This window comes from Archangium sp. (genome assembly GCF_057119385.1).
Genome location: NZ_DBNGVP010000063.1, coordinates 27,757 through 40,160, shown reverse-complemented (window position 1 = coordinate 40,160; position 12,404 = coordinate 27,757). Strand labels below are relative to the sequence as shown.

The following is a 12,404-nucleotide window of genomic DNA, read 5'->3' as shown; positions in this document are numbered from 1 at the left end:
TCCTCTAGACCTTCTCCTTGCAAGCCAGGCAGTTGCACCCGTTCTGGGTGTTCTTCATCGCGACGACAGGAGGTTGAATCAGCGGGAAGGGCGGCGTGTTCTTGTTGTTGTGCAACATGAGGTCAAAGGCCCGCGCGACGTTCTTCCCCTCGACCTTTACATCGAACGAGTAGTTGACGAATTCCGCTTTGCCTTTCGTTTTGCTGGACGCAACCCCTCCTCCAGCCGTCCCAGCTTCATCTCCCGTGCTGGTGCTGAAGTTGGAGTCCTTGAGGCAGATCGGTTTGCCCTCCACCGACACTGTCTTGCTGCCCTGAGCGGTATCCGCCGAGCGAGCGATGTTCGGGTAGGGGATGGGAATGGGGCCCCCGGGGCTCGGCGTCTTGCAGACATCCGGGAAAGCCACCGTCGTGCCGTTGGTCTCCTTGTGGACGACCGACATATTGTTGACTCCCACCGTCGTACTCATGGCGCCTCCGTTTCGTCTTCAGGCCTACGAGCTGAGTTCAAACCCTGGGCTCATGATGTCATGACCGCATCCAATCCGCGAAGGGACCCATGGGAATGCTCCTTTCCGGTCGTTCCCAAGCCGTCCGTACTTGCATCCGTTGGATGTGGGTGAAGTCTTGCGTCTCGATCTGATGCTGACCATGGCTTCGGATGGCCAGCTCCAGTGCGAGTACGGGTCTTCGTCGCATCGGCAATTGCTCGAGCCCATCCAGCAGGCGCTCGAACGAGAAGGGCTGACCACACAGGTAGCGAATGTCTCGACTGAAGTTCTTTTGCGCCTCGGCCCACCAGGCCTCGATGGCGGCTGGCTCTGGCAGGACCAGCTCTTCGTCTGGACCCGGGAGCAAGTCCGCATCCAAATCCTCATCCTCCAGCGCAACAGGTTCTTCACCAGTCTCTTGATCCCGCTCGCGCACCATGTGCCCCTGGAGTGACAGCCCGGTGATGGAGCAGAAGGCCTCGGCTGCGACTCCTGCTAGCGTTGGGTCTCTCAGCCAGCGCAAGCTGGCCTGGGCCGCGGCCAGCCGGCCACTGAAACCGAGAGCCCAGAGGACGCTCCGCTGGAGTGCTGGCACCGCGAGTAGTTCCAGCAGCTGCTCAAGGTCGTGCCGATCTCCTCCACAAGCCAGCGCTACCCGGGCGACGTGGCCAGCGGCGTCTGGCGCACTCGCCCATTGCCGGCACGAGGTCCACGCTGCCTTGAGTCCCAGGATGAGACCTGTCTCAAGGCCAGCCTCACGTACCGGAGGCTCTGGTGACGCGAGTGCTTGCCGCACGAGATTCGCGTCTACCTCTGTTGGCCATAATTTAGCGGCACGGAGTGCGGCTGCCTTCACCTCTGGGTCAGGGTGTGACAGTAGCTGAGCAAATGGCGTGCCCGGGTGGGTACGGCGGAAGCGGAGCACTTCTAGAACCGCAGATTGAAGACCCGGTTCCTTTATTGCCAAGAGCGGCCGAAGTACATCCGAGAGTCCCGTGCACTCACTCATCTGCAGAGCACGTTGAAGGCTGGCGCGGTTCGTCTCCTCTCCTTCTTCGGAGAAGTGCTCAAGAACACACGGGACGTCCTGTCCCTCTCCCGGGGAGAGAAGGACGAAGCCCGCAGCGCGAATACGCTCTCCGTCATCCTCTTCCAGGGTCGGCTTCAAGAGTCGGGCCGCCACGCGTCGCCCACCCGCCACCAGTGCATCAAGGTGCGCACGCAGCCGCCCTTCTTCCCCTTCGGCTACCTCCTTGAGCGTATGGGAGGGGGCTTTCAGCCTGTTTTCCCACTGCGTCCAAAGGAAGCTGGCCTCACTCAGGTGCTCTTCCAGCACATCCCACCGCAGGCTGCGATCGGGGCGTGAGAACATTGCTACTCCTGGCAAGGGGCAAGTTAGCTCTCCTTGAATAATATAACCCTGGCTGAGAGTTTCGCGCAGGTGATTCCCATCGTGGCTTCAATCATGCAAAGAACCACCGACCATTTCGTCGGGTCTCGCTGGTTGCAAGCCTGCCTGTGGCGTGTCACGGAGGTCGGGTGGGCACGGGCTCACGGGTGGGCCCACGGGAAACAACTCCGGGGCCCTGGCACCCTCACCCCGTCCCTCTCCCGGGGGGAGAGGGGTTCTCCGTGCCAGGGGACTCTGGGGCAGCCGCGCTGGGTGCGGCGGGCTTGTGCACCGGGAGCTCCAGGCGCAGCCTCGCGCCTCCCTCCGTCCGGTTCTCCGCCGTGAGTCTTCCTCCGAAGCGCTCCACCATCTCCCGCGACAGGCTCAGCCCCAGCCCCGTCCCCTTCTCCGGCCCCTTCGTCGTGAAGAAGGACTCGAAGAGCCTCGGCAGCACCTCCGGGGGGAAGCCCGGTCCGTTGTCCTCCACCAGCAGCGTCACCTGGCCTCCCTCCTCCCTCCCCGTCACCCGCACCTCCCCGCCCTGCACCTTCGCCTCCTCCAGCGCGTCCCCCGCGTTCACCAGCAGGTTCAGGATGACTTGCGCCAGTCTGCGTCTCGTCGCGAAGACCTCCGACAGCTCCGCCGGTATCCGCACCGTCAGCTTCGCCACGTGCTTGAGCCGCACCCCCGCCAGCCTCGCCGCGTCCGACACCACGTCCGCCAGCACGCACTCGCTCGGCTCCTCCACGTCCATCCGCGAGAAGCCCTTCAGGTCCGAGACGATCTGCCGGATGCGCTCCATCCCCGTGCGCGTCTCGTCGAAGACCTCCTGGAACTCCTGCCGCAGCGCCTCCGGCAGCGGCTGCGCCAGCACCTCCGTGCGCAGGTACTCCAGGTTGGAGCCCACGAAGGCCAGCGGGTTGTTGATTTCATGCATCACGCTCGCCGCCAGCCGCCCCACCGTCGCCAGCTTCTCCGACTGCGCCCGGTGGCGCTCGGCCTTCGTCAGCTGCTCCATCGACTCGCGGCGCTCGCGCTCCACCCGCGCCTCGTGCTCCGCCGCCTGCGTCTTGCGGAACTGCGATGAGCCGTACACCCCGAAGAACGTCGACGCCGCCACCATCCCCGCCCACGCCAGCGCGCTCATCACCGGGCCTTCCGTCCGCCACACGATGCCCAGCGTCCCCAGCGCACACATCACCCCGCAGATGATGGCCGGCTTCGTGTCCCCCGGCCGGATGAGCGAAATCAACAGCGGCATCGAGGGCACCAGCGTCATGAACGGACTGCTCGTCCCCCCCGTGAAATAGACGATGGCCATGAAGAAGCTGCTCATGAGGCCGGTGTGGATGCGCAGGATCAGCGGCAGCCAGCGCTCCTCCAGCGTCATCAACAGCCAGGTGTAGAGGACCATCTCCACGGACCAGGCGGCCCGCACCGCCAGCGTCGCGAGGCTCGGCTGCCGCAGCATGAGCAGGTCCAGCGGGTAGAGCAGCAGGATGGAGGCCGCGAACACCGCGCTCATCCTCCACCGCCGCCGCCTCTGCTCGGGCGAGGAGTGACGCGTGATCAACCCGGCGTCCGGGGGCGGCAACAGCGGAGACATGGGCTCGGCGGCGCTCCAGCGAGAGTGTCCGGCGATGCTATGCCGCCCGCGTCAATCCTGAACAGGCGGGCTTCCCTTCACTGCCGGGTAGCGAGCACCACGCACAATCCGTAGCGCGCGTATTTCCCTGGCAGCGCGTCCCGCCGCACCTCCACGTGGAAGCCTCGCGCCTCCAGCAGCGCCCGCGCGCGCGGCAGCAGGAAGGTCAGGTAATACATGACGAAGGGCGGCTTCCACACCGCGTTGCGCACCCGCATGGCCGCGTTGAATGTCTTCGCCATCCAGTAGCCCGGCCTCAGCCGCGAGGGCTCCTCCCCCGTCACGAACAGGAAGCGGCCCCCCGGTTTCAGCACCCGGTGGATGGACTCCACCAGCCGCGGCTCGTCCTCCTCGGGGATGTGACCGAAGGCGCCGAAGCTCGTCACGAGCTCGAACTTCTCGCGCCAGGGCAATTCCAGCGCATCCCCGCGCACCCACTCGAGCGCCGCGGGGCCCGGTGCGTCCGCGAGCCTCCGGCGTGCCTCGTCCAGCATGCCCTGGCTCAGGTCCACCCCCACCACCCGCTCGCGGCACAGCGCCTTCAGGGGACGCATCGCCGCCCCCGTGCCGCAACACACGTCCAGCGCGCTCGCCACGCTCCCCGGCGGGCCCACCTGCTCCACGCTCGCCTTCAGCACGTCGTCCGGCGTGCGGAAGGGCGTGTAGTCGAACTTCGGCGCCAGCAAGTCATACCCCCGCTCCACCGAGCTGAGGCCCTGCCTCACCAGCTCCAGGAAGCCCGGTCCTTTCGGGTGGAACATGGCTCAGGCGCTCGCGTGCAGGGGCTCGACGAACATGGGCAGGCCGCCCCGGGGCCGCAGGGTGACGAGCGGCTCGGGCTCCACGGTGTGGCCCGGCACCGCGCGCAGCCGGAAGTGTTGCAGCACCTCGGCGATGATGAGCGTGGCCTCCATGAGGGCGAAGTTGTTGCCGATGCACAGCCGCTGGCCGCCGCCGAAGGGCAGGTACGCCAGGCGCGGGCGCTGCGCGGTCTGCTCGGGCGAGAAGCGCTCCGGATCGAACCGCTCCGGCTCCGGCCACAGCCGCGGGTTGCGGTGGAGGGCGTAGGGCGGCGTGACGACGATGACGCGCGGGCTGGCGGGGATAAGCACCCCGCCGAGCTCGTCTTCCTTCACCGGCTGGCGGGCCATGATCCACGCCGGCGGGTACAGGCGCATCGTCTCCTCGAACATCTGCGTGAGGTAGCGCAGCTGGGGGATGTCCTGGGCCGTGGGCGCGCGGCCGCCGAGCACCCGTTGCACCTCGGCGCGGGCGCGGGCTTCCACCTCCGGGTTCTGGGCGAGCAGGTGCCACAGCCAGGAGAGCCCGTTGGCGGTGGTCTCGTGGCCGGCGAGGAAGAGCGTCATGGCCTCGTCGCGCAGCTGGGCATCCGTCATGCGCTCGCCGGTGTCGGCGTCCTGGGCGGCCATGAGCGTGGAGAGCAGATCATCCCCCCGCGTCTCGCCGGAGCGGCGGCGGGCGATGATGTCGAAGACGACGGAGTCGAGGGTGCGCAGGGCCTGGTGGAAGGCGCGGTTGCGCGCGGTGGGGAGGAAGTCCGGGGCGTGGAGCCCGAGCGAGAGGATGCGGTGGTTCGTCTCGGCGAGGGCGACGCCGAGGGCCTGGCCGACCCGGTTGGCGGTGCCGCTGATGTCGGTGGAGAAGAGGGCGCGGCCGACGATGCCCAGGGTGAGGTGCATCATCTCGGCGCCGACGTCGAGGGGCTCGGACGCCGAGGGGCGGGAGCGCCAGCGCGCGAGCATCTGCTGGGTGGCCTCCACCATGGAGCCGGCGAGCGTGGCCAGGCGCTCCTTGTGGAAGGCGGGCTGCATGAGGCGGCGCTGGCGCTTCCAGAAGTCGCCCGAGCTGGTGAAGAGGCCATTGCCGAGCACCGGCCACGCATCGCGCACCAGGCTGGAGGGTTTGCCGTACCGGTCCGCGTGGTCCACGAGGACGTGTTTGACGAGCTCGGGGCTGGTGACGGAGACGAGGCTGATGGCGGGCCCCATGCGGAAGCGGACGAGCTCTCCGTATTCCTGGTGGGCGCGTACGAAGAGCTGGAGCGGATCGTGGCGCCGCTCCTGGATGCTGCCCCAGAACCAGTGGCCCCGGGGTCCCGGGGCCTCTCCCATCGTGCGTGCTTCCGGCATGGCGCGTCCCTCGTGTGGCGCCGGCCTCCGGGCGGAGACCGGACGAGCGGGACGCTAGCGGCTGTGCCGGGTGGGACGCACGTGTCTCTCAACAGACGAGCACGGAATCGATGGTTGCTCCACGCAGGTGGAGTCCATGGAGGATGTTGACGAAGCTGTCGAATGCCTCGCCCCCGGCCGTCACATCTTCCAGGAAGAACTGCAAACCGTGGGAATGGATGAGCGGGTCTCTTGCCTGGTAGGTCTTCATCGTGCCGGGTGGAAAGAGCTCCTCGGCGAACCCGCCGCGTTGGACCAGTCCCAGCCATGACCACCAAGCGGCCGCGAAGCGCTGGAGCGACTCGGGTCCTTGTTCCTTCACGAAGTCTACCTCGATGAGCGCCTCCGTGCTGTCGGCTTCGAACGTGTACTCGAAGGGCAGGGGCTCATAGGCGAAGGGCAATACCTGCTCGGGAGCCTGTCGCTGACTGGGGAGCAGGCCGGAGGAGAGGGTGGCGTGTTGGATGCGGTGGCCCTCCATGTGGATGCCGTGGAGGACGTTCTCGAGGATGAACAGGCTGGAGGGGTGGAGGCGCACCGCCTCATAACGCCAGTTCCAGGTGTTGCTGGACAGCTGCCCATGGCCCGTGAGCTGGAGGGAGGATTGTGTGGGAGGGATGCTCTCTCCGCCCAGCCCTCCGAGCGCGGCGACCTCCTGGAAGTACTCGAGCGGGGCGAACGGGTGCTCCTGCTCGGCAACGGGGGCCTCGAAAGCCACCACCAGCTCCATCCGGGTGGGGGGGAGCATCGGGCGGTGAGAGAGCTTGAACGGGCGCTCGATCATGGCGCATCCCAGGGTTGGGAGGCCTTGTCGTCGTAGCGGGCGAGCCAGGCGAGCGCGTCGAAGACCTCTTGCGGCTGGCCGAACCCCTTGGCCTCGTAGCGGATGGGACGCAGCAGCCGTGCCACCTCCGGCATGCAGCCGATATCCGCGCACTGGCGGTTGACGTCTCCGAGCGGGGGACGTCTGGCCGCGCGGATCAGCAGGCCCTGGTCGAGCGGGCGCAGTTCGGCTCGTGGGAGCGCGGCCCGGAGGGCCTCCATGCCCCCCAGCTTCTGGATGAGGTCCGTGCGCAGCAGGGTGAGCCAGTGGGCTCCGAAGGCGCGCCCTCGCATCTTCATGCGGGCGGAGTCATAGGAGGGATCGAAGCCGTAGTACCTCGGCAGCAGCTGGTTGATCTCCTTCCTCACGTTGCTCTGGAGCACTCCCACGTGCTTGAAGGCGAAGCCCGCGTTGCCGGACTGGAAGGGGACGAGGTTGGCGATCCGGCTCACGAACCCGATGAAGGGCTCGAGCCACTCGTCTCCGGCGGGAGGCGGTGGGAACTCCAGGCGCAGCACGTGGGTTTTGTCGGGCAGGGGCTCGGGCTCGGCGAGCGAGCTGCCCTCGAAGTAGATGGCATGGGTGCCCACTTCGCCCTCCTCCCCCTGGTTGTAGAGAATCCGGTAGCTGTCACGACCCGCGGGAAGGTTGCGCAGGTTGCGCAGGTCCTTGGAGATCTGCTTGGACGTCAAGGGCCTGAACTGGCCGTTGTCCGCCATATAGGTGCGGAGGGTATCGGGACCGACCTGGGCCAGATACGCCTCCACGGCGTCAGCACACCTGGGAGCGCTCTCTGGCAGAGGAGTGTCGAGGTAGAGGTTGAGTGTCAGGCCGGGGCGGATGAGGACGACGTCCTTTCCTTTCAGCCGTATCGTTCGGGTGAGGGAGTCCATGGGAAGAGTCATGCTTCAGGGGCAGTTTTCGCTGCTGATGATCGTGGGCGGATTCTCATCCACGTCGATTCCAAGTGACTGGCTGAGTGCCTCGTATTTTTCCCGCTGACCCTCTCCCCAGCCGGTGGAAGTGGTTCCCTTGGAAGTGACCCATCCGCCGCCTTTCTTGCGGCGGATGCGCGCGCCCTTCGGGCACTGGAACTTGAAGTCGAAGAATTGGGAGGGTTTGCCCTGGTCATCCAGGGCGCATGCGTCTGGCCAGCGCGTGCCCCGCAGCTTCCGCAGGAACTTGCTCCAGATGATCCCCCTGAGGGTCCGCTCGGAGGCACTGGCGAACATCTCATCCTTCCTGACATCTCGTGAGATCTGCTGCTCGAGTTCCTTGCGTGTCGTGTGGATCTGCTGGGGTGGGCTCTGCGTGTCATAGCCGCGTTCCCCTCCCAGCTTGGGGGGTTTTCCGCTGTTCTTGTGCTGGGCCAGTTCCTTCTCGCAGCACTCGTGCTTCTTGTTGCCCAGCTCGATGCACGTGCTCTGCTCGTCGGCCTTCACCTGCTTGTCGCACTTGCAGGCGATCTGCTGCAGTTTCTCCTCGGCCGTGGGGATGGCGGTGGCGGTGGATTGGACCTCGCCGGGGAGTGTCCCCGAGTTGGCCGGGCTGCCGCCGTTGTTGGTCATGGCATCACCCAGCAACTGGATGTTCTTGCCCTCGGCCTTGGTGTCCATGGAGCCGGGGGCCACCCACTCGGTCTTGCCATGGGTCTGGCCGGAGATGAGCCCTCCACCCTGGGGCTTGCTGGGCATGTCGCCGGTGCTCATGAAGTAGGAGCCCTTGATGGCGATCTTCTTGCCCTCGATGAGGACCTTCTTGGTGGCCTTGTTGAGTTTGTCCCCGGAGGTGCCCACGTTGGGCAGGGGCGCGGGGACGAAGGGCGCCGGGGGACCCGGCATCTTGCAGATGTTGGGCAGCGTGGCGGGGGCCTTTCCGTCGCTGCCCTCCGTCACGGGTGTCCTGGGGGGGTTGACCGAGACCGTGCCCATGCTGGCATCTCCCTTTCCGCGATGTTCTCGAGGTGGAGGAGAACGGCGGAGCGCTCCCCCCCATACGAACTGGCCCACAACAGCGGCCGGGGACCCCGAGCATAACGCCTGCGCCCGGAGGCCGTGGCAAGACATGCGAGAAGGGGCCCAGTGGCGGCCCCGACATCTCCCCAGCAATCGCTCGGAGTCTCGTAATCAGTGTGATCTGCGAAAGCCAGCTGGCATCGGAGACTGGCGTAGGTGAACTCCTCGGAACGATGGGGCTCGCCGTTGAGATCGCAGTACATGGTGTCCGCCAGCTGGGTAGGGGGATCGCCCAGTACCCGGGTCGCGCCGGCAATGGCCTCGGAGAGGCCTCGTCCCACGTTGATGCCTTGGGTGCCGAAGGGGTGCTCCTCCCGCCGGGTCGCTGCGGAAACGATCCACGCCAGCGGAGACAGGCCGAGCTGGCGGATCACCCTCGCGGAGGCCAGCAGACAGAAACCCGCGCCCTCCCCCGGGATGAAGCCCGAGCGGTTGGCCGACGATTTCAGCAGCTCCCGCTCATCGAGCCACTCCAGGGTCTCCGCCTCCAGGTACGAATCAATCCCCCCCGCCAGACAGAGCTCGGCCCGGCCGGATTGGATGAGCTGCCAGCCGCGCTCGAGCGCCATGAGCCCAGCCGCGTGCCCGTGGGGTAGCCACTCGAGCTGCGCGAGGCGGATGGGCAGCGATGCGTCCTCCCGCAGCCAGTGGGTCAGTGCATCCGCCAGCGCTCCGGGCAAGCCGGGACGTGAATCGGGCAGTGCCACCACGGCGGGGAGGGCCCATCCCGCGCTCGCCTGGGACGCCAGGGGGCTCAGCGACTCCTCCAGAGCGCTCGAGGCCAGCGCCTGGAATCGCTTCGACCCCCCCAATTCCGGTGGCAGCAGACCGTCCCTCGCCACCTTCATCGGATGTCCCTGTTTGTCGATCATGAAGGGGTGGTTGCCGTAGCGGCAGATGCCAGCCCGTACCGCGGCGGCCGCATGGGGTGCCTTCACCCCCACGGGGGTACGGGCACCCAATCCGATGATGCCGACCCGAGCACTCATGCGAGGCCCCCCCTGGAGAGGTATTCCTTCTGGTCGATGACCGTGACGTCCAACTTGTCGGAGTCATGGTGGCAGGAGAGGCTGGTGTGCCAGACCAGGATGACCCGGGGGACCTCGGGTTCGAGGATGACGGTGTGGAGCCGGGCACGGTGTTCCACGGACCTGCGCCCGAAGAATGTCTTGAAGACCAGCCAGACCTTGGGCAGCGCGAAGCGAAGCCGTGGCCAGCGGGAGAGGTTGACGAGCTCGACCCTTTCTCCACCGGTGAGGAATCCGGGGACCTGCTGATCGGCCGGGGCGCATTGGTGGAACCGCTCATCGAAGTCCGAGGGGAGCAGAGGGAAGCGCGTCTTCTTCCAATGCGCGTCGTAGGTACCCGCCAGCTCCAGGCGGGGTGACCAGTAGCTCGCGATGGCTCCGAACCCGGCGGCGTGGGGCCGATCCTTCCACGAGCTGATGAGCTGACGGGGATCCTCGACATTGGGCAGGGCCATCTCCTCGGCATGGGCGGCGCGGGTGACGAAGCCCGTGCCCACGGGGTTGCTGGAGTGGAGACGGTGCTCGGACGGGTCATCCGCCCGGGAGTCCCGGCCACCGAAAGCGCGTTCGTAACTCAGGGGCATGGTGAGGAAGGGCCGCGGGGGCGTCATTCCCAACAAGCCCGGCAGGCCGCGCTTCCACTGACGATCTCCGAAGACACGCAGGTGTTTCTGGAGGGGACCGAGCTGGAACGAGACATCCACCGTCGTGGTGGGCTTGCCACCTGGAGCGTGCGCCAGGGCGTTGAGCAGGACATCCGTGGACGTCTTGGGCGCGGTCAAATCCACTTCATGGAGGAGGCTGGAGCTGCCTTGTTCTCCCCGGTACTGGGGCAGGAGCAGGGGCTCGGACTGTTCCTCGGCCAGGCGGGTGCGCTGATCCTCCAGGATGTCGTAGGTGCCCTTGACGGCGACGACCCATCGCTTGGCTCCATCCTTGTCGATGACCCAGGTTCGTTCGGCTGCGAAAGGAGTGTGGTTCTCGAGTGCCCACATGGTTGCCCTCACCCTCCTCCCAGTATGCCGGACAAAGGGCGCACGGAGAGCCGTGGAGCGGTGTGTCGAAGCCGGGCCAGTTCCCGTGCCCTGCCGCCGGGTCAAGGCGCGTGTCTGGAGCCTGCATGCGCCTTGACTGCGCAAGGCGAGCTCCAATGCATGGGCATGGCGCCGGCGCATGGGGCCTTGGCTCAACTCCGCCAGGAGGGCCTCCATGGAAAAGGAGCGACCGCGCAGGTAGCGCTGGCCGGGCGTGAAGTTCCCTCGGTTTTCGTGCCACCAGGTGCCAACCGCCTTCGGGTGGGGGATGGGCAGGGACTCCTCGGGCCGGGGGGTCAGGTCCGCGTCCAGATCTTCCTCTTCCAGCGGAAGGGGTTCCTGGGCGGATTCCTCCTGCTTCTCGAGGAGATAGTCGTCCCGCAGGGAGAGTCCGGTGATGGCGCTGAACGCCTCACCTGCCAGAGGTGCGAGTACCGGATGCTCCAACCACTCCAGGCAGGCCTCCGCGGCAGCGAACTGACCGCTGAAGCCAAGCGCCCAGAAGACGTCGGCGCGCAACTCCGCCACCTCCAACAGGTTCAGAAGCCGCTCGGTGCCGAGGCTTTCCCCACTGAGTCCCAGCAGCAGCAATTGCTGGCGGCTGGGGGCCGCGTGCCGCCCTGTCGTATCGAGGCAGCGCTCCCAGGCCACGCGAGCCCCGGATATCAATCCGGCCACCATGGCCGCATCACGGACCGCGGGACGGGGGTCCGCCAGGAGGCGGGGCAGATGGCCGCGAAGGAGGTGACGTGGCAGGGGTTGAATGCACCGCAGGGTTGCCACCAGCAGTCGCTCTTCCTCGTGTTGGAGGAGCACGTGCACAGCGGCGTCCTTGGGTGTGACGTGGTGGAAGGCCAGTACCTCCAGTGCCAGAGCCAGGTGCTCCGGCGTGGACTCCTTCAGCAAGGGCTCGAGGGCCTCGGTCAGCTCTTCCCGCTCGTTCAGTTCCAACGCTCTCTGGATGGGGGCGTGCAGATTCGAGGCTCGGGGTAACAGCAGCGCCAGGATGTCCGATGGCTGGATGCGCTCAGCGCCGTCCAGCAGCGCGAATGCAGTAGCGAAGAGGATGGAGGGGTCTTCTGATTCCAGGGACGGTTTCAGCAGCGCCTCGGCGACAGCCGCTTCACCCACGACAAGACCGTCCAGATGTGCGCGGAGCCGGGCTTCAACCGTGGCAGTCTCCTCGAGAGTGAAGTCGGGGGACTCCAGTGCTTGTTCCCACTGGGTCCACAGAAAGGCAGCTTCATCCAGGTGCTCCTCGAAGATGTCCAACAGGATCGATTCCATGGGCATGCCAACCGGGATTGCTACCAGCCTGCGTCGGGCTGAGCATACCGCTCATCCTGGTTGGAAATGCTGTCTTGGAATCAATGGCTCGGATGGACGTTGGCATCTGCCGCGGATGGGACCACGTTGCTCCGTGCTCCCGTCCGCTTTCCGCCTTCCGGTGGCGTGGTGCTCAATGCATCGTGGTGGCCTCGGGCTCCTGGAAGGCGCCACCGGAGACACCGGTGCGGGCCTCGAATTCCTTGCAACCACTCATTCCGGTCACCTGCAGCTCGAACTCCTGGAGCTCCGGCTGCATGCACTGGGCGACCTCGGTGTCATCGGGTTGGGCGTTGTGGCTGTTGAAGAAGCGGCAGCCCTTGCAGTTGCCCCAGGTGTGGTCCGCCATGGCGTATCCCTCTCTCGGTAGTGCCCTCCCTTTCGAGGGTGGGAGTGGACCGGGATGGCAACAAGCGGCGCCTGCTCCGCCCTTCGAGGAAGGGGCGGGCGGCTTCGTGGGATAC

11 protein-coding genes and 1 pseudogene are annotated in these 12,404 nt (G+C 66.5%); all 12 read right to left on the bottom strand.

The features are described 5' to 3' along the window. Positions 1–4 precede the first annotated feature (4 nt). The 12 genes and pseudogenes from AC16DP_RS14690 to AC16DP_RS14635 all read right to left on the bottom strand — a co-directional run bounded on the left by AC16DP_RS14690 (position 5) and on the right by AC16DP_RS14635 (position 12,289). Positions 5–469, bottom strand: coding sequence for a DUF4150 domain-containing protein (locus AC16DP_RS14690; RefSeq protein ID WP_329728700.1), 465 nt, complete (start codon positions 467–469; stop codon positions 5–7). A gap of 58 nt (positions 470–527) precedes the next feature. Further along, positions 528–1,862, bottom strand: coding sequence for a TIGR02270 family protein (locus tag AC16DP_RS14685; RefSeq protein WP_414640710.1), 1,335 nt, complete (start codon positions 1,860–1,862; stop codon positions 528–530). Between the two features lie 223 nt (positions 1,863–2,085). Beyond that, positions 2,086–3,486, bottom strand: a complete 1,401-nt coding sequence (locus AC16DP_RS14680) for a sensor histidine kinase (RefSeq protein WP_329728703.1) — start codon at positions 3,484–3,486, stop codon at positions 2,086–2,088. Positions 3,487–3,563: 77 nt separating this feature from the next. After that, positions 3,564–4,286 (bottom strand): class I SAM-dependent methyltransferase, encoded by a 723-nt coding sequence (locus tag AC16DP_RS14675; protein WP_329728704.1) that lies wholly within the window; start codon positions 4,284–4,286, stop codon positions 3,564–3,566. A gap of 3 nt (positions 4,287–4,289) precedes the next feature. Continuing rightward, positions 4,290–5,675, bottom strand: a complete 1,386-nt coding sequence (locus AC16DP_RS14670) for a cytochrome P450 (RefSeq protein WP_329728705.1) — start codon at positions 5,673–5,675, stop codon at positions 4,290–4,292. A gap of 88 nt (positions 5,676–5,763) precedes the next feature. Next, positions 5,764–6,498 carry a hypothetical protein gene (locus AC16DP_RS14665; protein WP_329728706.1) on the bottom strand — a complete coding sequence of 245 codons (735 nt, stop codon included), beginning with the start codon at positions 6,496–6,498 and terminating at the stop codon, positions 5,764–5,766. After that, the gene (locus tag AC16DP_RS14660; protein ID WP_329728707.1) at positions 6,495–7,304 is read right to left on the bottom strand and encodes a type VI immunity family protein; all 810 of its coding nucleotides are present in this window, start codon (positions 7,302–7,304) and stop codon (positions 6,495–6,497) included. Before AC16DP_RS14660 ends, AC16DP_RS14665 begins: the two co-directional genes overlap by 4 nt. 141 nt (positions 7,305–7,445) lie before the next feature. Then, positions 7,446–8,468, bottom strand: a complete 1,023-nt coding sequence (locus AC16DP_RS14655; RefSeq protein ID WP_329728708.1) for a PAAR-like domain-containing protein — start codon at positions 8,466–8,468, stop codon at positions 7,446–7,448. Further along, complete coding sequence (locus AC16DP_RS14650; RefSeq protein ID WP_329728709.1) at positions 8,429–9,541, bottom strand: beta-ketoacyl synthase N-terminal-like domain-containing protein; 1,113 nt, start codon at positions 9,539–9,541, stop codon at positions 8,429–8,431. Before AC16DP_RS14650 ends, AC16DP_RS14655 begins: the two co-directional genes overlap by 40 nt. Continuing rightward, positions 9,538–10,575: a DUF2169 family type VI secretion system accessory protein gene (locus tag AC16DP_RS14645; RefSeq protein WP_483956729.1), complete on the bottom strand. Its 1,038-nt coding sequence runs from the start codon at positions 10,573–10,575 to the stop codon at positions 9,538–9,540. The genes AC16DP_RS14650 and AC16DP_RS14645 overlap by 4 nt, the downstream gene beginning before the upstream one ends. 150 nt (positions 10,576–10,725) lie before the next feature. Beyond that, positions 10,726–11,901 (bottom strand): annotated as a pseudogene (locus AC16DP_RS14640) (TIGR02270 family protein); the annotation flags it as partial. 172 nt (positions 11,902–12,073) lie between these two features. After that, positions 12,074–12,289, bottom strand: coding sequence for a hypothetical protein (locus AC16DP_RS14635; RefSeq protein ID WP_329728711.1), 216 nt, complete (start codon positions 12,287–12,289; stop codon positions 12,074–12,076). Positions 12,290–12,404 lie beyond the last annotated feature (115 nt).

Coding starts and splice junctions, on each gene's coding strand:
- AC16DP_RS14685 (WP_414640710.1), bottom strand. CDS start 1,862: ATGTTCTCACGCCCCGATCGCAGCCTGCGGTGGGATGTGCTGGAAGAG.
- AC16DP_RS14675 (WP_329728704.1), bottom strand. CDS start 4,286: ATGTTCCACCCGAAAGGACCGGGCTTCCTGGAGCTGGTGAGGCAGGGC.
- AC16DP_RS14655 (WP_329728708.1), bottom strand. CDS start 8,468: ATGGGCACGGTCTCGGTCAACCCCCCCAGGACACCCGTGACGGAGGGC.
- AC16DP_RS14635 (WP_329728711.1), bottom strand. CDS start 12,289: ATGGCGGACCACACCTGGGGCAACTGCAAGGGCTGCCGCTTCTTCAAC.
- AC16DP_RS14665 (WP_329728706.1), bottom strand. CDS start 6,498: ATGATCGAGCGCCCGTTCAAGCTCTCTCACCGCCCGATGCTCCCCCCC.
- AC16DP_RS14680 (WP_329728703.1), bottom strand. CDS start 3,486: ATGTCTCCGCTGTTGCCGCCCCCGGACGCCGGGTTGATCACGCGTCAC.
- AC16DP_RS14650 (WP_329728709.1), bottom strand. CDS start 9,541: ATGAGTGCTCGGGTCGGCATCATCGGATTGGGTGCCCGTACCCCCGTG.
- AC16DP_RS14670 (WP_329728705.1), bottom strand. CDS start 5,675: ATGCCGGAAGCACGCACGATGGGAGAGGCCCCGGGACCCCGGGGCCAC.
- AC16DP_RS14690 (WP_329728700.1), bottom strand. CDS start 469: ATGAGTACGACGGTGGGAGTCAACAATATGTCGGTCGTCCACAAGGAG.
- AC16DP_RS14645 (WP_483956729.1), bottom strand. CDS start 10,575: ATGTGGGCACTCGAGAACCACACTCCTTTCGCAGCCGAACGAACCTGG.